21 protein-coding genes are annotated in these 20257 nt (G+C 68.8%); 12 read left to right on the forward strand and 9 right to left on the reverse strand.

Annotated elements, in window-relative coordinates:
- Positions 1-12 precede the first annotated feature (12 nt).
- A complete protein-coding gene (locus ABZX61_RS22490; RefSeq protein WP_355197258.1) occupies positions 13-1092 on the forward strand; it encodes a serine hydrolase domain-containing protein in 1080 nt (359 codons plus the stop codon).
- Positions 1093-1177: 85 nt separating this feature from the next.
- Positions 1178-1393 (forward strand): hypothetical protein, encoded by a 216-nt coding sequence (locus tag ABZX61_RS22495; RefSeq protein ID WP_192787963.1) that lies wholly within the window; start codon positions 1178-1180, stop codon positions 1391-1393.
- Between the two features lie 63 nt (positions 1394-1456).
- On the opposite strand, the gene ABZX61_RS22500 is transcribed toward ABZX61_RS22495, so the two are convergent.
- Genes ABZX61_RS22500 through ABZX61_RS22510 form a run of 3 tightly spaced genes read right to left on the reverse strand, consistent with a single transcriptional unit; the run spans position 1457 to position 2787 of the window.
- Positions 1457-1864 (reverse strand): hypothetical protein, encoded by a 408-nt coding sequence (locus ABZX61_RS22500; RefSeq protein ID WP_350725575.1) that lies wholly within the window; start codon positions 1862-1864, stop codon positions 1457-1459.
- A complete protein-coding gene (locus ABZX61_RS22505; protein ID WP_185068507.1) occupies positions 1861-2109 on the reverse strand; it encodes a hypothetical protein in 249 nt (82 codons plus the stop codon). The genes ABZX61_RS22500 and ABZX61_RS22505 overlap by 4 nt, the downstream gene beginning before the upstream one ends.
- A 54-nt stretch (positions 2110-2163) precedes the next feature.
- The gene (locus ABZX61_RS22510; protein ID WP_355197260.1) at positions 2164-2787 is read right to left on the reverse strand and encodes a TetR/AcrR family transcriptional regulator; all 624 of its coding nucleotides are present in this window, start codon (positions 2785-2787) and stop codon (positions 2164-2166) included.
- Positions 2788-2867: 80 nt separating this feature from the next.
- Here ABZX61_RS22510 and ABZX61_RS22515 point away from each other — a divergent pair, with 80 nt between their 5' ends.
- Together ABZX61_RS22515 and ABZX61_RS22520 are read left to right on the forward strand one after the other, a co-directional pair.
- Positions 2868-4301 (forward strand): DHA2 family efflux MFS transporter permease subunit, encoded by a 1434-nt coding sequence (locus ABZX61_RS22515; RefSeq protein WP_355197262.1) that lies wholly within the window; start codon positions 2868-2870, stop codon positions 4299-4301.
- The gene (locus ABZX61_RS22520) at positions 4298-5092 is read left to right on the forward strand and encodes an SDR family NAD(P)-dependent oxidoreductase (protein ID WP_355197264.1); all 795 of its coding nucleotides are present in this window, start codon (positions 4298-4300) and stop codon (positions 5090-5092) included. Before ABZX61_RS22515 ends, ABZX61_RS22520 begins: the two co-directional genes overlap by 4 nt.
- On the opposite strand, the gene ABZX61_RS22525 is transcribed toward ABZX61_RS22520, so the two are convergent.
- Both ABZX61_RS22525 and ABZX61_RS22530 read right to left on the reverse strand, forming a co-directional pair.
- A complete protein-coding gene (locus ABZX61_RS22525) occupies positions 5080-6234 on the reverse strand; it encodes an RtcB family protein (protein ID WP_355197266.1) in 1155 nt (384 codons plus the stop codon). The genes ABZX61_RS22520 and ABZX61_RS22525 overlap by 13 nt on opposite strands.
- A gap of 120 nt (positions 6235-6354) precedes the next feature.
- A complete protein-coding gene (locus tag ABZX61_RS22530) occupies positions 6355-6642 on the reverse strand; it encodes a DUF4287 domain-containing protein (protein WP_355197268.1) in 288 nt (95 codons plus the stop codon).
- 95 nt (positions 6643-6737) lie between these two features.
- Here ABZX61_RS22530 and ABZX61_RS22535 point away from each other — a divergent pair, with 95 nt between their 5' ends.
- Complete coding sequence (locus ABZX61_RS22535; protein WP_355197270.1) at positions 6738-7385, forward strand: winged helix-turn-helix transcriptional regulator; 648 nt, start codon at positions 6738-6740, stop codon at positions 7383-7385.
- Positions 7386-7472: 87 nt separating this feature from the next.
- Here ABZX61_RS22535 and ABZX61_RS22540 read toward each other — a convergent pair whose 3' ends face one another.
- The 4 genes from ABZX61_RS22540 to ABZX61_RS22555 all read right to left on the reverse strand — a co-directional run bounded on the left by ABZX61_RS22540 (position 7473) and on the right by ABZX61_RS22555 (position 12781).
- Positions 7473-8942, reverse strand: coding sequence for an ATP-binding protein (locus tag ABZX61_RS22540; protein ID WP_355197272.1), 1470 nt, complete (start codon positions 8940-8942; stop codon positions 7473-7475).
- A gap of 430 nt (positions 8943-9372) precedes the next feature.
- A complete protein-coding gene (locus tag ABZX61_RS22545) occupies positions 9373-10113 on the reverse strand; it encodes a succinate dehydrogenase/fumarate reductase iron-sulfur subunit (RefSeq protein WP_350725586.1) in 741 nt (246 codons plus the stop codon).
- Positions 10110-12032, reverse strand: coding sequence for a fumarate reductase/succinate dehydrogenase flavoprotein subunit (locus tag ABZX61_RS22550; protein WP_355197274.1), 1923 nt, complete (start codon positions 12030-12032; stop codon positions 10110-10112). The genes ABZX61_RS22545 and ABZX61_RS22550 overlap by 4 nt, the downstream gene beginning before the upstream one ends.
- Entirely contained in the window at positions 12032-12781 is a 750-nt protein-coding gene (locus ABZX61_RS22555) for a succinate dehydrogenase cytochrome b subunit (RefSeq protein ID WP_350725590.1), read from the reverse strand. The genes ABZX61_RS22550 and ABZX61_RS22555 overlap by 1 nt, the downstream gene beginning before the upstream one ends.
- Positions 12782-12915: 134 nt before the next feature.
- Here ABZX61_RS22555 and ABZX61_RS22560 point away from each other — a divergent pair, with 134 nt between their 5' ends.
- The 7 genes from ABZX61_RS22560 to ABZX61_RS22590 all read left to right on the forward strand — a co-directional run bounded on the left by ABZX61_RS22560 (position 12916) and on the right by ABZX61_RS22590 (position 20235).
- A complete protein-coding gene (locus ABZX61_RS22560) occupies positions 12916-13845 on the forward strand; it encodes a LysR substrate-binding domain-containing protein (RefSeq protein WP_185068521.1) in 930 nt (309 codons plus the stop codon).
- Positions 13846-13876: 31 nt separating this feature from the next.
- Positions 13877-15010 carry a fused response regulator/phosphatase gene (locus tag ABZX61_RS22565; RefSeq protein WP_355197277.1) on the forward strand — a complete coding sequence of 378 codons (1134 nt, stop codon included), beginning with the start codon at positions 13877-13879 and terminating at the stop codon, positions 15008-15010.
- Complete coding sequence (locus ABZX61_RS22570; RefSeq protein ID WP_355197278.1) at positions 15007-16152, forward strand: ATP-binding protein; 1146 nt, start codon at positions 15007-15009, stop codon at positions 16150-16152. The genes ABZX61_RS22565 and ABZX61_RS22570 overlap by 4 nt, the downstream gene beginning before the upstream one ends.
- Positions 16145-16594 carry a response regulator gene (locus ABZX61_RS22575; protein ID WP_350725597.1) on the forward strand — a complete coding sequence of 150 codons (450 nt, stop codon included), beginning with the start codon at positions 16145-16147 and terminating at the stop codon, positions 16592-16594. Before ABZX61_RS22570 ends, ABZX61_RS22575 begins: the two co-directional genes overlap by 8 nt.
- Positions 16595-16789: 195 nt before the next feature.
- Complete coding sequence (locus tag ABZX61_RS22580) at positions 16790-17575, forward strand: hypothetical protein (protein ID WP_350725598.1); 786 nt, start codon at positions 16790-16792, stop codon at positions 17573-17575.
- Between the two features lie 12 nt (positions 17576-17587).
- A complete protein-coding gene (locus ABZX61_RS22585) occupies positions 17588-19486 on the forward strand; it encodes a fumarate reductase/succinate dehydrogenase flavoprotein subunit (RefSeq protein ID WP_350725600.1) in 1899 nt (632 codons plus the stop codon).
- Positions 19483-20235, forward strand: coding sequence for a succinate dehydrogenase/fumarate reductase iron-sulfur subunit (locus ABZX61_RS22590; protein ID WP_355197281.1), 753 nt, complete (start codon positions 19483-19485; stop codon positions 20233-20235). The genes ABZX61_RS22585 and ABZX61_RS22590 overlap by 4 nt, the downstream gene beginning before the upstream one ends.
- Positions 20236-20257: the final 22 nt, after the last annotated feature.

Consider the following 20257-nt stretch of genomic DNA (forward strand, 5'->3'; position numbering starts at 1 on the left):
TACTTTCCGTCCATGGCCGAGATCCATGGTGTGTGCGAGGACCGCTTCGGCGAGGTGCGCGAGCTGCTGGCCGCCTCCCTGGACAAGGACGACGTCGGCGCCTCGGTGGCCGTCCACGTGGACGGCGAGCCGGTGGTGGACATCTGGGGCGGGTACGCCGACGCGGCCCGTACCGTCCCCTGGGAGCGCGACACCATCACCAACGTCTGGTCCACCACCAAGCCGATGACGGCGCTGTGCGCGCTGATCCTCGCCGACCGGGGCGAGCTCGACCTGGCCGCGCCGGTCGCCGCCTACTGGCCGGAGTTCGCCGCCGCGGGCAAGGAGCGGGTGCTCGTACGCCACCTGCTCTCCCACACCGCCGGCCTGCCCAGCTGGGACGAGCCGATGACGGTCGAGGACCTCTACGACTGGCGGCTGGCCACGACGCGGCTGGCCGGGCAGGCGCCGCGCTGGGAGCCGGGCGCCGAGGCCGGATACCACGCGATCACCCAGGGTTTCCTGGTCGGGGAGGTCGTCCGCCGCGTCACCGGGCGCAGCCTGGGCGCCTTCTTCGCCGAGGAGGTGGCCGGGCCGCTGGGAGCGGACTTCCACATCGGCCTCGCCGCCGAGCACGACCCCAGGGTCGCGCCCGTCATCCCGCCCCCGACACCCATGGAAGCCCCTCCCGACCTGCCCGCCAATCCCGCGCTGCGGCCTGAGGAGGCCAACACCACCCCCTGGCGGCGCGCCGAGATCCCGGCCGGCAACGGGCACGGCAACGCCCGCTCGGTCGGCCTCGTGCAGTCGGTCCTGGCCTGTGGCGGGACGCTGCGCGGCGTGCGGCTGCTGTCGGAGGCGGGCTGCGCGCGGGCCGTCGAGGAGCAGTTCCGGGGCTTCGACCGGGTCCTGGGCACGCGGATGTGGTACGGCATGGGCTACGGGCTGCTGGAGCCGCGTACGTGCTTCTGGGGCGGGATGGGCGGCTCGCTGGTCGTGATCGACCTCGACGCCCGTATGACGGTGGCCTACGTGATGAACCGGATGCTCAGCCAGGGCGACGACCGTGGCATGGGTTTCCTGCTGGCCGCCTACCAGGCGCTGTCCTCCTGACGAATTTGTGGCCGCTCTATAGCGGTCTTGTAGGGCCGTCCATGATCGTTGTATGCGGAACCCCCGGAGGAAGGAAAGATCACGCATGCGCGTTCGTGCAGGTATCGTCGCCGCGGGCATCGCAGCGCTGGCCGCCATCGGCGTCGCCGCCCCCGCCCAGGCGGCCAGCTGGACATACATCGGCGAATACACCAGCTACAGCAAGTGTGTGGACATGGGCCAGTCGTACAAGCGTGAGGGCTGGAACGAGTACAAGTGCTCGCTCAACGGCACCGGCTGGTACTACCTCTGGGTCAGGTAGTCCCCGTTTCCCGGCGGCGCCTCCTCGCGAGAGGGGGCGCCGTTCGCATGCCGGGCCGCCGCTCTAGGAGACCTGGCGGGACTCGTCGTTCGCGCTGCTGCGGATCTGCTGGATGCGCTGCTTGGTCAGGCCGAGCAGCTCGCCGATGTCCCCGTCCGACAGGCCGAGCTCGTGCATGTGCTTGACGCGCTTCTTGAGCGTGCGCGTGTAGTCCTCGGCGATCGCGGCGGCCTGGCGCTGGAGGGCGGCGAAGTCGTCGAGGTCCTGCTCCGACAGGCCGGGCAGCGCGTAGTGGTAGACGGGCTTGGGCGCCTGCGGACGGTCGGCGAAGAGGAACGGCAGCCCTTCGGCGACGTCCCCGTGCAGCTCCTTCAACGTGCGGGCGGACATGCCGCCGGCCACGCCGTCCACCTGGGCCAGCCACAGGCTGCCCGCCAGAGTGATGTGAACGTCAACGCGGTCCGCGGTCATGGATCCTCCAGCCAGTCGTCACCGAACAGGTGCGCGAGCCCCCGTTCGAGGGAGTCCACCAGGTGCGGGGTCTCCCCAGGGTAGAGCGGGACGATCGCGCGGGCCGCGACCCGGCCCTCGGCGTCCCACAGCAGGAGGAATCGCTGGCGTTTCGTCGTTTCCGCCCAGTCGCAGCGCAAGCCATGGGTGTGGGAGAGCCCGATGATCCGATCGCGGATGGCCGCATAGTCGTCTCGTTCCACCACACGCGGCAGACTATATAGCTTGCCCGCTACCGACAAGGGACCTTGTCGGCGAGATTAGTCAGCACCCCAGGCGTCGAGGAACGCCCGGACCGCGGCGCGGGCCAGCTCTCGCAGCTCGCCCTCCGGGATCGTACGGGTGCCCATCTGGGAACGGGCCTCCAGCGGCCCGATGAGCAGAGCCATGAACTGCTCGGCCGCGATGTCGGGATCGGTGGCGCGCAGGCGCCCCGCGAGCGCGAGCCGGGCCATCCGATCGGCGAGGGCCTGGTTGAGGCGGTCCGGGCCGCTCTCCTTGACGATGTCGAGGATGTCGGGAAAGCGAAGGATCTCCGAGTAGAGCAGCCGGCGCAGCGCGCACGAGCGGCCGTCGGTGTGCAGGCGCAGCAGCTCGTCGGCGACACCCTCCAGCGTGGCACGCAGGTCCTCGCCCGGGTCGGCCAGCGACTCCAGGGCGGCCAGGCGGGCGTTCAGCGTCATCTGCGCGGCGGCCTCGATGGCGCTCCTGAACAGGGTGGCCTTGTCCGTCATGTGGTTGTAGACCGTCGGCTTGGCCACACCCGCCTCGTCCGCGATGTCCTGCACGCACGCCTGCGCATAGCCGAGCCGGGCGAACACGGCGAACGCGCCCTCCAGGATCGCCTGCCGCTTGTCGATACGCCCGCGCGTGGTGGTGGCCATGCCTCCGAATTGTACCCGCCAGTTCAACTTCATGGACGTACGGGTTGCGAGCGAACGCATGAGGTAACTAGTTTGAACCCATGAGTTCAAATTCGCCGGACGACCGGCTGGACGCACGGCTGCTGGGCATGATCGGCGTGATCCTGCTCGGCGGCCTGCTGGGCATCCTCAACAGCACGATGGCCGCCGTCGCCATCGACACCCTGGCCGCGACCTTCAAGACCTCGCTGAGCACGATCGGCTGGACGTCCACCGGGTTCCTGCTGGCCGTGACGGCCACCATCCCGTTCACCACCTGGGCCGTCGACCGCTTCGGCGGCAAGCGGCTGTGGCTGGCCGGGCTGGCGCTGTTCCTCGCCGGATCGCTCGGGGCCGGGGTGGCCTGGGACGTGGGCGCCCTGATCGTGTTCCGCGTGGTGCAGGGGTTCGGGGCCGGGCTGCTCGACCCCCTCGTGCTGATCCTGCTGGCCCGCGCCGCCGGGCCGCGCCGGGCTGGGCGGGTGATGGGCCTGATGGGCGTGGTCCTGTCCCTGGGGCCCGTGCTCGGGCCGATCGCGGGCGGCGCCGTGCTGGCCGGCCTGTCGTGGCGGTGGATGTTCCTGCTCAGCGTGCCCGTCGGCCTGGTGGCGCTGCTGCTCGCGCGGCGCGTGATCCCCGCCGACGAGCCGTCCGAGGAGTCGTCGGCGCGGCTCGACGTCGCGGGGCTGGCGCTGCTCGGGCCCGGGTTCGCGGCCGTCGTCCTGGCCCTGTCGCAGACGGCCGAACAGGGGGCGTTCACCGCCTGGCAGGCGCTGCTCCCGCTGGGCGCGGGCCTGGCGCTGCTGCTCGCCTACGCCGTACACGCCGGACGGCGAGCACCCCGAAGGACGCCGCCTCTGATCGACCTGCGGCTGTTCACCAGCCGGGGCTTCACCGCCAGCGTCGCGATCATGGGCCTCGGCGGGCTGGCCCTCTTCGCCGCCCTGTTCGCCCTGCCCCTGTACTACCAGCAGGCCCACGGGCACGGCGTGCTCGCCGCCGGGCTGCTGATGGCGCCACTGGGGCTCGGCGGCGCGCTCGCCATGCCGCTGGCCGGGCGGCTCTCGGACCGCCTCGGCGCCCGCGGCCTGGCCACCGGCGGCGCGCTCCTGGCCGGGCTCAGCGCGCTGGCCTTCACCCGGATCGGCGCGGACACGGCCGAGATCTGGCCGGCGCTGGCGGCGTTCACGATCGGGCTGGGCAGCGGGTGCTTCAGCGCGCCCACGATGGGCTCCCTCTACCGGGCCCTGCCGCCGTCCATGGTGGCGCAGGGCAGCTCGGTGCTCTACATGCTCAACCAGCTCGGCGCGGCGCTCGGCGTCGCCGTGGTCACGCTCATCCTCCAGACCTCCGGAGACGTGATCACCGGCTTCCACGGCATCTTCTGGCTCGTCGTGGCGGTGATCGTGATCATCCTGGCCACCGTCCCGCTGCTGCCGGGCCGGCCCCGTACGGAGGCCGTACCGGAAGCTGAGCCCGCGAGGAGCGCGTCATGAGGACACTGGTGATCAGCGGCGGCACGGACGGCATGGGACGGGCCCTCGCCCGCACCTACCTCGAACGGGGCGACACCGTGGCCGTCATCGGCCGCGACAGGTCCAAGGCGCTGCCCGGAGCGGTGTTCATCCCGGCGGACCTGAGCCTGATCAGCGAGAACCGGCGGGTGATCGCCGAAATCAACGCCGAACTCCCGGTCGTGGACGCGCTCGTGTTGTGCGCGCGCTACTTCCGCACGCACCGGTTCGTGACGGCGGAGGGCCTGGAGGGAACGTTCGCGCTGGACTACCTGAGCCGCTTCCTCCTCAGCCACGGCCTCACCGCGCCCCGCCTCGTCGTGAACGTCTCAGGTCCCGGACAGCCGACCGGCCTCATCCGCTGGCACGACCTCATGCTCGAACGCGGGTACGACGGCATGGCCGCCCAGTTCCAGGCCGGCAAGGCGAACGACCTGCTGGGCGTGGCCTTCGCCGCCCGGCACGGCAGCCGTACCCGCTACGTCCTCATGCATCCCGGAGGCGTCTCGACGAGCGTCGCCGGCGAGTACGACGCGGCGACCGCCGCGCACGTGGAGGCGCTCAAGAAGCACGGGCTGCCGGTCGAGGAGGGCATCAAACCGATCGTCGCCCGCATCGACGACCCGCCCGCCGAGCCGCTCAGCGCCTTCATGCGAGAGCGCCGGATCGCCCTGGACCCCGGGTCCTTCGACCCGGCCGCCGCGGAACGACTCCACGAGCTCACGCTGAAGATGATCGGCTCGGCGGGGAACCGAGTGTCCTACCCCTTGTAGTTGAAGATCTGGCGGAGCGTGTGCTGGACCTCCACGAGATCCTGCTGGTCCGCCATCACCTGGTCGATCGACTTGTACGCGTCGGGGTGCTCGTCCACCAGCGCGGCGGCCCGATCCGCGTTCCAGGTGCGGCCGCCCATCGCCGCCTTGAGCGAAGCCGCGGACAGCTCCCGCTTCGCCTTGGTACGCGACATGCGGCGGCCCGCGCCGTGGGAGCACGAGTTGTACGACTCGGGGTTACCGCGACCGCGCACGATGTACGAGCGCGTGCCCATCGAGCCCGGGATCACGCCCTCGTCACCGGTGTCGGCCTTGATCGCGCCCTTGCGGGTGATCCACAACGTCTTGCCGTAGTGGGTCTCCTGCTGGGTAAAGTTGTGGTGACAATTAATAGTGCGGACCCGCTCGCCCTTGCCGACGACCCTGAACAGGGCGTTGATCAGGACCCGGTCCATCCGCGCCCGCGAGGCCATGGCGTAGTGCTGCGCCCACAGCATGTCCTCGATGTACGCGGTGAACTCCGGCGTGCTCTGCACGAGATACGCCAGGTCCGGGTCCTCCAGGCCGGCGGCCTGCTGCTTCATCAGCTTCTTCGCGCCCGTGATGTGCAGCTGGGCGAGCTGGTTGCCGATGCCGCGCGACCCCGAGTGCAGCACGGTCCAGACGTGGTCCCGCTCGTCCAGGCAGACCTCGACGAAGTGGTTGCCCGAGCCGAGCGTGCCGAACTGGTCGCTCACCTTCTTGGTCTGCTTGGGGGTGAGGTCGGTGTGCGGGAGCCCGAGGTCGCTGAGCGCACGGTCGACCGCCGGGTCTTCGTGCCCCTTGCCGACGCCGGCGGGGATGCGGTGCTCCACCATCGGCATCAGGGCGGCGAGGGTCTCGGGCAGGTCGGCGGCCGTGAGCGTCGTCTCGGTGGCCACCATGCCGCAGCCGATGTCCACGCCGACGGCGGCCGGGATGATCGCGTTTTCCGTGGGGATCACCGAGCCGACCGTCGCACCGATGCCGACGTGCGCGTCGGGCATGAGAGCGACGTGGCCGGAGACGAACGGCAGGCGGGCGGTGCGCGCGGCCTGCGTGATCGCGCCTTCGTCGATCTCGCTGGCCCACGACAGCAGGTTCGGTGCGGGCTGGTTAGGCATGGGATGAAATCTCCTCACTGGTTCTTGATCAGTGTGGCGTGACCAGGAAGGATTTCCCACCCATTATCGAGGACAGGGTGATTTTGCGGTTGCGAGCAGGTGCGGCTCCCAGACGCCTCGTCAGGGCCGGTTGTTCTTGCCGTCCAGCCATAGCGTGTCGGACTCATCGCGATGGGAACCCGAGCCGCCGACGTGTTTGGCGTCGATCTTCGGCCCCTTTTTGATCACGTGCACCAACGCCATCGCGTGCCCACGTCCAAGGTCGTAGTCCTGCTTCAGCCAGTCAATGATCACGCCGGCTTTCACGGACGGTTCGTCGAAGCCGCGCTCCTTCGCCAGAGCGATGAACTCACGTGGAGTCAGTCCGGTCTTGTCCTCGATGTTGTCGAGGTACGCCTGGAACGACATGCGTTTCTCCATTTCACGGGGAAGGCCCTCCGAGCAGCAAGCTTGTCTTTTACAAGTACGGTTTGTCAATTGAAGCATGATGTAAGATCTGCATCATGGCGTCCCGGGAGTACGGACAGTTCTGCGGCCTGGCCCGCGCGATGGAGATGGTCGGCGAACGGTGGAGCATGCTGATCATCCGCAACCTCCTCACCGGGGCCAAGCGCTTCACTGACCTGCACAAGGGCTTGCCCGCCATCCCGACCAACATCCTGTCGGCCCGCCTCAAACAACTCGAAGAGGCAGGACTGGCCACCCGTCGCGCGCTACCGCATCCCGAACGCGCGGTCGTCTACGAGCTCACCGACTACGGACGCGACCTCGAACCAGCGCTGATCGCGCTGGGCCGCTGGGGCGCGCGGACACTCACCGAGCCTCGCCCCGGCGAGCTCGTCACCGCCGAATCGGTCGCCATGTCCTTCCGCACCACCTACCGGCCGGAAGCAGCCCTGGGAGTCACCGTCGGCTACGAGGTCCGCATGGGCGATTTCACGCTCCGCCTGCAGATCATCGATGGAGCACTCACCGTCGGCATCGGCCCGCACCCCGCCCCCGACCTCGTCATCGAACGGCTCACCGGCCACCCCATTCGCGAACTGATGAGTCGCAGCAAGACCCCCGACGAAGTACTCCACGACGGCAGCGTGCGCATAGAAGGCGATCCCGCGCTACTCGATCGGTTCGCCGAGATGTTCCGCTTCTGATCGTTCCCCCCGCCGGCGGGATGGCCGCCCCGCGAGGCACATCGATGCTCTCACCGCGAGCCCTGGGGCGGACGGGCGGCGCGCACGTCAGCCCCCTGAATACATGCGATTCAGGTCCACGAGCTCAACGTCCGCGCGCCCGCGCGCCGCCTCCACCAGATCGCCGGTGAATCCGGAGCGTGCGAACAACAGCAGTTTGGGCTGCGTGCCGATCCGGGTGTCTGGAAGCAGCGCGCGCAGGTGATCCAGCCGCTGAAGCTGAGGGACGTCCATAGGTGCGAGCGTGGCCTTGGCCTCACCGATCGCGATGATCCGATCGGTGGCGAAGGAATTGGTCTCGGTCACCACGATGTCGAGTTCATGTCCTTTGCGGTGCGCTGGGCAGGGGATTTCGCTCGGGCGTACGGCACTGGCCATCCCACCGAGCGTGTCGCCGGAGGCATGGAGGAAGCACCACTCCCGGGCGAGGTCTTCGAAGTGGGGACCGTAAATCTTCGAGGCAACCGTGTCGGCGTTGGCACGCCAGACGCGGGCGGCCTGGCCACTGACGAGCTCGGGCTCGCGGCGCTGCGTGATCAACTGGTGCAGGCGGACGATCGGCTCGGCGATCCGGAAAACGCTTCGCTTGTCACGCAACGCGTCGTCGACCTGCTCGACGAGGCCGATGCTCCGCAACCCGTTGAGCAAATGTGCCAACGCGCTCACGGGACGGCCGAGGGCGGCGGCAATCTCCGAGCGACGCTGGTTGCCCGCGCTGATGGCGCTCAGCGTGGCCGCGTACGAGGTGGGGTCGGAAATCGAGGGCTCCTCCCGGAGCAGCAGCCCACCTTCCCGAAACATCGCCGAGGCGGGATTCAGCAACCGCCGCTGCACCCATCGATCGAACCCGTCCAGATCAGCCGGACCTGACCCACCGCACATCTCCAGATAGGCGGGGGTACCGCCGACGAGGGCATGCACCCGGAAAGCCAGCTCCGGGTCACCGGTCAGGCCCCAGAAGGCAGCGGCATCGCGAAACCCGAAAGGCCGCACGATCAGCTCGAGCACCGCTCGGCCTCGTAGTGGCGCACCTCCACCCAGCAACTGAGCCATCGTGGTCACCGCGCTGCCACAGAGGATCAGACGGGTACGAGTGTGCTCCTTCGCGTATCCCGTCGGGCTCAACGCCTGCTGCAGGTACGACGGCAGCGCCGGGGTCGCGGAGACCAGGTAGGGGAATTCGTCGACGATCACGGGCATCGCCCGCTCCTCGCCGAGCCTGAGCAGTTCGTCGAGCCCTTCCCGCCAGTTGCCGAACGAGACCGGCTGCCGCAGCCCGCGATAGGCGGCGTAGGCGGCGCCGAGATCGGCCAGGTTCTGTGCCTCGGTCTGCTGGGTGGCGGCGAAAAGCAGCCCGCCGGTTTCCTGGGCGAGCAGTTCGAGCATGAGAGTCTTGCCCTGACGCCGACGCCCGTAGACCAGCCCCAAGGTGGCACCGTTCGCGGGGGCACTGGCGAAATCAGCCAGTTCCTCCCACTCCGCGTCACGCCCGAACAGGCGCTCCGGCTTACGAAGCATGCCGCCACCACCATCCAGGTAATCATGGGCATAACTATGATAGGCATGACTATCATAGTTCGGCCTACGGCTGAGACATCTGCGAATGGGCTGGTTTGAATTTCCTGATTGCCACCCACGAAGATCAGCGGTCTCAGTGCTTATATCCGTACGGCTACCGCGCGTACAGCCGAAGACCAGGCCAATGCGTTGTCGAATCGCTGCAAGGTATGCCCCTGCGGGGCGAGGACCTTGGTCCGGGGCGGGCTCCAGCAGGCCCAGCCGGTAACCGGGCAACGGGCGGGCCTGACCAGCCGCCGAAGGCGTGGGGTGCGCCGATAGGCGCCTCTATGGAAACAGCCTGAGCCCCGAGCGCGAAGCGCCCCCTTGGGGAAGCCCTTTTGCTCGGGGCGGGCATCAGGCGGCCCACTGGGTGGAGCCGCGCAACCTACTACTTGGCGTTGGCCTTGAGGTAGTCGGTGTTCATGCGGGCGATGGTGTCCAGCGGGATGCCCTTGGGGCACACCGCCGTGCACTCGCCCGTGTTCGTGCAGCCGCCGAACCCCTCCGCGTCCATCTGGTCCACCATGGCCTTGGCGCGGGACAGGCGCTCCGGCTGGCCCTGGGGCAGCAGGCTCAGGTGGGTGATCTTGGCGGCGGTGAACAGGGAGGCGGAGCCGTTCGGGCAGGCCGCCACGCACGCGCCGCACCCGATGCAGGTCGCCGCGTCGAAGGCCGAGTCCGCGTCCTCCTTGCGTACGGGGATGCTGTGGGCGTCCGGGGCCGAGCCGGCCGGGACCGAGACGAAGCCGCCCGCCTGGATGATCCGGTCGAAGGCGCTGCGGTCCACGACCAGGTCCTTGACGACGGGGAAGGGGGCGGCGCGCCACGGCTCGATGGTGATCGTGGCGTCGTCCTCGAAGTGGCGCATGTGCAGCTGGCACGTCGTCGTCGCGCGCTGTTCGCCGTGCGCGACGCCGTTGATGACCATGCCGCACATGCCGCAGATGCCCTCGCGACAGTCGTGGTCGAAGGCGATCGGGTCGTCGCCCTCCAGGATGAGACGCTCGTTGAGGACGTCCAGCATCTCCAGGAAGGACATGTCCGGGGAGACGTCCTCGACTCGGTAGGTCACCATCCGGCCGGCATCGGTAGGGCCGCTCTGGCGCCAAACCTTGAGGGTCAGATTCACTTGTAGCTCCGCTGGCTCATCTTGACGTACTCGTACTCGAGCGCTTCCTTGTGCAGCACCGGCCCGTCGGGCGTGGACTCCCAGGCCGACACGTGCGCGAAGTGCTCGTCGTCGCGCAGCGCCTCGCCGTCGGCGTCCTGGGACTCGGCGCGGAAGTGGCCGCCGCAGGACTCCGTGCGGACCAGGGCGTCCAGGCACATGAGCTCGGCCAGGTCGAAGAAGTCGGCGACGCGGCCGGCCTTCTCCAGGACCTGGTTCAGCTCCTCCGCCGTGCCGCTGACCTTGACGTTCTGCCAGAACTCCGCGCGCAGTTCGGGGATGCGCTCCAGCGCCTTGCGCAGCGACTCCTCGGTGCGCTCCATGCCGCAGTAGTCCCACATGAGCTTGCCCAGCTCGCGGTGGAAGGAGTCGGGGGTACGGGTGCCGTTCACGGCCAGGAGCCGGTCGATCTTGTTCCGGACCTTGATCTCGGCCTCCGCCACGGCCTCCTCGTCCACGTCGCCGAACGGACCGGCGGCCAGGTAGTCGCCGAGGGTGGTCGGCAGGACGAAGTAGCCGTCGGCCAGGCCCTGCATCAGCGCCGAGGCGCCGAGGCGGTTCGCGCCGTGGTCGGAGAAGTTGGCCTCGCCGACGACGAACAGGCCCGGGATCGTGGACTGCAGGTCGTAGTCCACCCACAGCCCGCCCATCGTGTAGTGGACGGCCGGGTAGATGCGCATCGGCACGTCGTACGGGTTCTCGCCGGTGATGCGCTCGTACATCTCGAAGAGGTTGCCGTACTTCTTCTCCACGGCGTCGCGCCCGAGACGCCCGATGGCGTCGCGGAAGTCCAGGTAGACGCCCAGGCCGCCGGGGCCGACGCCGCGGCCCTCGTCGCAGACGTTCTTGGCGGCGCGGGAGGCGATGTCACGCGGGACCAGGTTGCCGAAGGCGGGGTAGATCCGCTCCAGGTAGTAGTCGCGCTCCTCGTCCGGGATGTCCCCGGGGGCGCGGGTGTCGTTCTTGCGCAGCGGCACCCAGACGCGGCCGTCGTTGCGCAGCGACTCCGACATCAGCGTCAGCTTCGACTGGTACTCGCCGGAGACGGGGATGCAGGTCGGGTGGATCTGCGTGTAGCAGGGGTTGGCGAAGTACGCGCCGCGCTCGTGCGCCCGCCAGATCGCCGTCGTGTTGCAGCCCTTGGCGTTCGTGGACAGGAAGAACACGTTCCCGTAGCCGCCCGTGGCCAGCACCACGGCGTCGGCGAGGTGTCGCTCGATCTCGCCGGTCACCATGTCGCGCACGATGACGCCGCGCGCCCGCCCGTCGGCGACGATCACGTCGAGCATCTCGTGCCGGGTGTGCATGGTCACGGTCCCGGCCGCGATCTGCCGCTCCAGCGCCTGGTACGCGCCCAGCAGGAGCTGCTGGCCCGTCTGGCCGCGGGCGTAGAACGTACGGGAGACCTGGGCGCCGCCGAAGGAGCGGGTGTCGAGGAGGCCGCCGTACTCGCGGGCGAAGGGGACGCCCTGGGCCACGGCCTGGTCGATGATGTTCACCGAGACCTGGGCCAGGCGGTAGACGTTCGACTCGCGGGCGCGGAAGTCGCCGCCCTTGACCGTGTCGTAGAAGAGCCGGTAGATGCTGTCGCCGTCGCCGCGGTAGTTCTTGGCGGCGTTGATCCCGCCCTGCGCCGCGATGGAGTGCGCGCGGCGCGGCGTGTCCTGGTAGCAGAACGACGTGACGTTGTAGCCCAGCTCACCCAGCGTCGCCGCGGCCGAGCCGCCCGCCAGGCCGGTGCCGACCACGATCACGTTGAGCTTGCGCTTGTTGGCGGGGTTGACCAGCTTCGCGCCGAACTTCCGCTTCTCCCACCGCTCCTCGATGGGCCCGGCCGGAGCCTTGGTGTCCCGGATCTCCGGGCCTTCCGTGAACTTCATTACTTCACAACTCCGAAGGTGATCGCGAGCGGCGGCGCCAGGAACCCGATGACCAGCACGGCGGACACCAGCCCGGCGACCGGCCGGAGGGCCTTGTTCCGCGTGCGGTTGGCCCAGCCGAGGGTCTGGAAGGCGCTCCAGATGCCGTGCCGCAGGTGCAGGCCGACCATGACGACGGCGACCACGTAGATCAGGGTCACCCACCACCGGGACGCGTCGAAGCCGGCGATCATCCGGTCGGCGGGCGCGGAGTCGAAGCCCTTGGGGTTCACGACGCCGAAGGTCAGGTCCAGCAGGTGCCAGACGAGGAAGAGCAGGATCGTGAGGCCGCCGAACCGCATGATGTGCGTCGCGTAGCCGTTCGCCTGCGACTTCTTGGCGACGTACTTGACCGGCCTGGCCTGGCGGGCGCGGCGGGCCAGCGAGATCGCGGCCCACATGTGCAGGACGACCGACACGACGAGGCCGACCTCGAGGATGGTCAGCACCGTCCGATAGGGCGCGATCGGCTCCAGGAGCGTACGCAGCGCGTGGGCGTACTCGTTGAACGAGTCCTTGCCCAGGAAGATCTTGAGGTTGCCGAGCATGTGGAGGACGAGGAAGAGCACCATCACGGCCCCGGTGACGGCCATGACGGCTTTCTTGCCGTTCGACGAGCGCAGGAACCCGCCGGGCCTCCTGCTCGTTGGAGCGTTCTTGGGAGCGGTAACAGGCGCGGTGGCTGCGCCGCGCTCTATCGTGGCAGTCACGCCTTCAAACGCTAGGTATCCAGCAATCATCCGTCCAAGTCATCACGGGCCTGGTTTCGATAGCCACCGGCTATGATGTCTGGTTTGTACGGTCGCCCCACGGAAACGACGCCGCTCGGTGCGAGGAAAATCACATGCAGTTGCAGCAGCTCGCGTACTTCGTGGCGGTCGCGGAGGCCAGGCACTTCACCCAGGCGGCCGAGCGCATGAGGGTCGCGCAGCCGTCGCTCAGCAAGCAGATCAAGGCTCTGGAGGCCGATCTGGGCGCCCCGCTGTTCTCCCGGGCCCGGGGCAACGTCACGCTGACGCCGGCCGGTGAGGCGCTGCTGCCGCTCGCCCGCAGGATCCTCGCCGACGCCGACACCGCCAGGCAGGAGGTGGCCCAGCTCGCGGGGCTCCGCCGGGGCCGGGTGCGGCTCGGCGCCACGCCGTCGCTCTGCGCTGGGCTGATGGCCGACGCGCTGGCCCGCTTCCACCGCGCGTACCCGGGGATCGAGCTGCTGGTGGAGGAGGGCGGCTCGCGTGACCTCGTCAGGGCGCTCGCGCGGGGGCAGCTCGACCTGTCACTGATCATCATGCCGCTGCAGAGCGACGACCCCTCGCTGGTGACCGAGGAGATCCTGCGGGAGAACCTGGTGGTGGCCGCGCCCTCCCACGAGCGGCCGAAGGGCCCGTACATGGAGATCGAGGCCCTGCGCGGGCGCCAGATGGTGATGTTCAGGCGCGGCTACGACCTGCGGGAGGCCACGCTGGCGGCCTGCCGGCAGGCCGGGTTCGAGCCCAGGTTCGCGGTGCAGGGCGGCGAGATGGACGCCGTGCTGCGGTTCGTGGAGGCGGGGCTGGGCGTGGCCGTGGTGCCCTCGATGGTGCTCGACGGGCGCCCCGGGCTGTCCGGCACGCCGCTCGCGCCGCCGGGGCTCAGCCGTACGATCGCGCTGGCCCAGCGCAAGGACGTCGAGCCGACCAGGGCCGCCCAGGCGTTCAGGGAGACCCTGCTGTCGTTCGTCGTGGAGGCCGGTCACGAGGGAACGCTTCCGCAAGGGGTGGATCTCATCGCAGAATGACCTGGACAGCCCGACTCACCGGTGAGGCGTTTTGACGGCACATCTCTCGGAGACGCTGACGCTCCTCCTGATCGAGGACGACGACGGCGACGCCTTCCTCGTCGAGGAGCTGCTCAAGCAGGCCCCCGCGCCGCCGAAGATCTTCTGGGCGCGCAGCCTGAAGGAGGCCAGGGCCAAGCTGACGTCCCAGATCCAGTGCGTGCTGGTCGATCTCTCGCTGCCCGACGCGAGCGGCCTGGAGGCCCTGGAAGCGGTGCTCGCGCTGGCGCCGCACACCGCCGTGCTGGTGCTCACCGGGCTCAGGGACTCGCATGTGGGCGTGGCCGCCGTCCAGGCCGGCGCGCAGGACTACCTGGTCAAGGGCGACATCGACGAGCGGCTGCTGGCTCGGGCGATCCGGTACTCGATGGAGCGCAAGCGGGCCGACCTGGCCCATCTCGACCTCGTGCAGGCGGAGCTGACGGCCAAGGAGAACGCCAGGCTGCAGGGCGCGCTGCTCCCCGGCCCTCTGCTGCGTACCGACGCGATCGAGCACGTCACCCGCTACCTGCCGGGCAGCGGCGGCACGCTGGCCGGCGACTTCTTCGACACCGTGCAGACGCCGGACGGCTCGGTGCACATCGTGGTCGGCGACGTGTGCGGGCACGGCCCCGATGAGGCGGCGCTCGGCGTGGCGCTGCGCGTCGCCTGGCGCACGCTGGTCCTCGCCGGTCAGACGGACGACACGCTGCTGCGCACGATGGACGCCGTGCTGCGGGCCGAGCGCAAGACCCCCGAGATCTTCACCACGCTGTGCATGGCCACGATCAGCCCCGACCTGCGGCACGCCAGGATGCGCGTGGTCGGGCACCCGCCGCCGGTGCTGGTGCGCGACGGCGCCGTCCAGGTGGTCGACGGCACGCCCTCCGGGCCGCCGCTCGGGATCTTCTCGGACGCGGCGTGGTCGATGATCGACGTGCCGCTGGGCGACGAGTGGTCCATGATGCTCTACACCGACGGCCTGATCGAGGCCGTGGTGGGCGAGGGCCAGGAGCTGCTCGGCGTGGAGGGCCTGCTCGATCTCGTACGCGAGCACGGCGCCATCGACCTCGACCGGCTCATCAAGCACGTGGGCACGCTGAGCGACGACCTCGCCGTGGTCCTGGTCCGGAGGAGGAGACCATGAGCATCAACCCGCTGCCTCCCCCCAAGGAGCCGACCGGGCTGGGCAGGCTGCCCGTGGCCCGCTGGTTCCTGGTCATGGGGCTGGTGGCCGGCGTCGTGCTCCTGGCCGGGATCGTGGTCGCGATGATGTTCAGCGCGCGGGCTCGCGCGCTGGCCCAGGTGCCCGCCGTCGAGCAGCAGCTCGACCAGCTCAATCTGGCGCTGATCGTGCTCTTCGCGGTGATGCTCGCGTTCGGCATCGCGCTGGCCTTCGTCATCCGGTACGTCGTGCTGAAGCCCATCGACCAGCTGACCCAGCAGGTCCGCATCGTGGCGGCCGGCGACTTCGACCACGTCCTGCACGTCGACAGGCCGGCGGAGCTGGCCGAGCTGTCCAGCCACGTCGACTCCATGCGCGGCCGCATCGTGTCGGCCTGGCGGACGGCCGACGACCAGGCCGAGGAGCTGCGCAGGTCCAACGGGGAGCTGGAGCAGTTCGCGTACGTGGCCAGCCACGACCTCCAGGAGCCGCTCCGCAAGGTCGCCAGCTTCACGCAGATGCTGGAGCAGCGCTACGGCTCCCAGCTCGACGATCGGGCCAAGCAGTACATCCACTACGCCGTCGACGGCGCCAAGCGCATGCAGCTGCTGATCAACGACCTGCTCGACTTCTCCAGGGTCGGCCGGGTGACCGGCGGGCGGACCACGGTCGACGCGGGGAAGGCGCTCGACACGGCGCTGGATAACCTGTCGGCCACGATCGAGGACACCGAGGCCACGGTCACCAGGGACGAGCTGCCCGCGGTCAGGGGCAGCCGGGTGCAGCTCACGCAGCTGTTCCAGAACCTGGTCGAGAACGCGATCAAGTTCCGCTCCGAGGCGTCCCCGCGCATCCACATCGGGGCCACCAGGTCCGGCGACATGTGGGAGTTCAGCTGTTCCGACAACGGCATCGGGGTCGAGCCCAAGTACGCCGACCGCATCTTCCTGATCTTCCAGCGACTCCACCCCCGCGACGTCTATCCGGGTACTGGCATCGGGCTGGCACTTTGCCGCAAGATCGTCGAGTACCACGGCGGACAGCTCTGGCTCGACGGCGATGCCGAGGGCCAGGGCACGACGTTCCGCTGGACACTGCCGGCCGCGGGAGACGACGATGAATGAGGGGCGCCCCATCGAGGTGCTTCTGGTGGAGGACGACCAGGGTGACATCCTGCTCACCAAGGAGGCCTTCGACTTCAACAAGGTGCGAAACCGGCTCAACGTGGTCAACGACGGTGAGCAGGCGATGGCGTACCTGCGTAACGAGGACGGATACACCGACGCGCCGCGGCCCGATCTCATCCTGCTCGACCTCAACCTGCCGAGGATGAGCGGCATGGAGGTGCTGGCCGAGGTCAAGGCCGACGCCGGGTTGCGGACGATCCCGGTGGTGATCCTGACGACCTCTGAGGCGGAGGAGGACATCCTGCACAGTTACCGGTTGCATGCCAACGCGTATGTGTCCAAACCGGTGGATTTTGAGCAATTTATCCGGGTTGTCCGGCAGATAGACGATTTTTTCGTGACTGTGGTTAAGTTGCCCGCCCAAGGGCAGCGCCCCTGACGGGCGTACGTGACAGGAATCACAGCTAAGCATCGAAATTGTGAGTGACCCCGCTCACAAATTCGCATGCTGTCGTCGTAACGTATCCCCCACCAACGCGCGCCTGAGCCGTCGCTCGCCGCCGCGCGCCCAGCGAATACGAAAACCACGGACCCCCTGCGCGACACGGGTCCGCGGGAGGTGGAGAGGTCCGCGATGACCCAGACTACGCCCGACGCTCCGGTCAGAAGGCAGCGAGCGCAAGTCAAGGTGCGCACCCTGCGTACCGACAGATGGTGGCTTGTTCCGCTGCTGACGTTCCTCGGGCTCAGCTCATTCCTTGTCTACGGCGTGTGGGCGATCATCGACAACAGCTATTTCGTCGATCCCTACATAGCGCCGTTCTCGTCGCCCTGTCTGGCGACGTCGTGTCCCGAGGGGGCCCGGCTGTTCGGCCTGGCGCCGTTCGGCGACTGGTACGCACTGCCGCCGGGGCTGCTCATTCTCGGCCTGCCGGGCGGTTTCCGGCTTACCTGCTACTACTACCGCAAGTCCTACTATCGCTCCTTCTGGCTCTCGCCTCCGGCGTGCGCCGTCCAGGAGCCGCACGGCAAGTACACCGGCGAGCGGCGCTTCCCGCTGATCCTGCAGAACGTGCACCGCTACTTCTTCTACGCGGCCATCGTGATCGGCCTCATCCTGGCCTACGACGCCGTCCTGGCGCTCGTCCACAAGCCGATCGGCCTGGGCACCTGGATCCTGGTCGTCAACGCCGTCCTGATCAACGCCTACACGCTGTCGTGCCACTCCTGCAGGCACATCACCGCGGGCAGGCTCAACCACTTCTCTCGCCACCCGCTGCGCTACCGGGCCTGGACGTTCGTGTCCAAGCTCAACGCCAAGCACCAACCCCTCGCGTGGGCCTCGATGTTCTCCGTCATGGGCGCCGACCTGTACGTCCGCCTGGTGGCCAAGGGCATCATCGCCTTCCCGTACGCGTAAGGACCAGCTTCAGTGGATAACTCGCTTAACACAGAGCGTCACGAATACGACGTCGTCGTCATCGGCGCGGGCGGCGCCGGCCTGCGGGCCGCGATCGAGGCCCGCCAGCAGGGCAAGAAGACGGCGATCGTGTGCAAGTCGCTGTTCGGCAAGGCGCACACCGTCATGGCCGAGGGCGGCGCGGCCGCCGCGATGGGCAACGTCAACCCGGCCGACAACTGGCAGGTGCACTTCCGCGACACCATGCGCGGCGGCAAGTTCCTCAACAACTGGCGGATGGCCGAGCTGCACGCCAAGGAGGCGCCCGACCGCGTCTGGGAGCTGGAGGCCTGGGGCGCGCTGTTCGACCGCACCAAGGACGGCAAGATCAGCCAGCGGAACTTCGGCGGGCACGAGTACCCGCGGCTCGCACACGTGGGCGACCGTACCGGCCTGGAGCTGATCCGCACGCTGCAGCAGCGCGTCGTCGCCCTCCAGCAGGAGGACTACGAGAAGCACGGCGACTACGAGGCCTACATCAAGGTCTTCGCCGAGTGCACGATCACACGGCTGCTCAAGGACGAGGAGCGGATCTCGGGCGCGTTCGGCTACTGGCGCGAGACCGGAAACTTCGTGCTTTTCGATGCGCCCACCGTGGTCCTGGCCACCGGCGGCATCGGCAAGTCGTACGTCGTCACGTCCAACTCCTGGGAGTACACCGGCGACGGCCACGCCCTGGCCCTGCTCGCCGGCGCGAACCTGATCAACATGGAGTTCATCCAGTTCCACCCCACCGGGATGGTCTGGCCGCCCTCCGTGCGCGGCATCCTCGTCACCGAGTCCGTCCGCGGTGACGGCGGCGTGCTGCGCAACTCCGAGGGCAAGCGCTTCATGTTCGACTACATCCCGGACGTCTTCAAGGACAAGTACGCGACCACGGAGGAGGAGGGCGACCGCTGGTACACCGACCAGGCCAACAACCGGCGCCCGCCGGAGCTCCTGCCGCGTGACGAGGTGGCCCGCGCGATCAACGCCGAGGTGAAGGCCGGCCGCGGCTCACCCCAGGGCGGCGTCTTCCTCGACGTCTCGACCCGGCTGCCCGCCGAGGAGATCAAGAAGCGGCTGCCGTCGATGCACCACCAGTTCAAGGAGCTGGCCGACGTCGACATCACCGCCGAGCCCATGCAGGTGGGCCCGACCTGCCACTACATCATGGGCGGCGTCGAGGTGGACGCCGACACCGGCGCGGCGGCCGTGCCCGGGCTCTTCGCCGCGGGCGAGGTGTCCGGCGGCATGCACGGCTCCAACCGGCTGGGCGGCAACTCGCTGTCCGACCTGCTGGTGTTCGGGCGCCGGGCGGGCGCGGGCGCGGCGGCGTACATCGACTCGCTGGAGGCGCGTCCCCGGGTCCTGCCCGAGCTCGTGGAAGAGGCCCGCCAGGAGGCGCTGGAGCCGCTGGGGCGCGACGGCGAGAACCCGTACGAGGTCCACCACGAGCTCCAGAGGACGATGAACGACCTGGTCGGCATCATCCGCAAGGCCGAGGAGGTCGCCGAGGCGCTCCAGGTCGTGGAGAAGCTCAAGGAGCGCGCCCAGGTGGTCGGCGCGGCCGGGTCCCGCATCTACAACCCCGGCTGGCACCTCGCGATCGACCTGCGCAACATGGTGCTGGTCTCGCAGTGCGTGGCGCGCGCCGCGCTGCTGCGCGAGGAGAGCCGCGGCGGGCACACCCGCGACGACTTCCCCGGGATGAACCCGGAATGGCGCCGCAAGCTGCTCGTCTGCTCCACCGAGGACGGCTCCACGGTCAAGGTCGAGGAGAAGCTCCAGTCGAGCATGCGCGACGACCTGATCACCCTGTTCGACCGGGACGAGCTGAAGAAGTACCTCACCGACGAAGAGATGACCGAGTTCGACGGGATTTCGAAATGAGCTACAAGGCGAAGTTCAAGGTCTGGCGGGGTGAGGGCGGTGAGGGCCAGCTCGAGGACTTCACCGTCGAGGTGAACGAGGGCGAGGTCGTCCTCGACATCATCCACCGGCTGCAGGCCACGCAGGCGCCCGACCTGGCGGTGCGCTGGAACTGCAAGGCCGGCAAGTGCGGCTCCTGCAGCATGGAGATCAACGGCAAGCCGCGGCTGGGCTGCATGACCCGGATGTCCACCTTCGAGGAGGACGAGACCATCACGGTCACGCCGATGCGGACGTTCCCGGTCATCAAGGACCTGGTGACGGACGTGTCGTTCAACTACCAGAAGGCGCGGGAGATCCCGTCCTTCACGCCGCCGGCCGGCGTCCGGCCCGGCGAGTACCGGATGCAGCAGGTCGATGTCGAGCGGTCCCAGGAGTTCCGCAAGTGCATCGAGTGCTTCATGTGCAACAACGTCTGCCACGTCATCCGCGACCACGAGGAGAACAAGGCCGACTTCTCCGGTCCCCGGTTCCTCATGCGGATCGCCGAGCTGGACATGCACCCGTACGACGTGGCCGACCGCCAGGAGGCGGCGCAGGACCAGCACGGGCTCGGCTACTGCAACATCACCAAGTGCTGCACCGAGGTCTGCCCCGAACACATCAAGATCACCGACAACGCGCTGATCCCGATGAAGGAGCGCGTGGCGGACCGCAAGTACGACCCGCTGGTGTGGCTCGGCAACAAGATCTTCAAGCGCGCCAAGTAGGCACGTACGAATGAGGGGGGCT

The sequence above is a fragment of the Nonomuraea sp. NPDC003709 genome (genome assembly GCF_040610775.1).
Classification (GTDB): Bacteria; Actinomycetota; Actinomycetes; order Streptosporangiales; family Streptosporangiaceae; genus Nonomuraea; species Nonomuraea angiospora_A.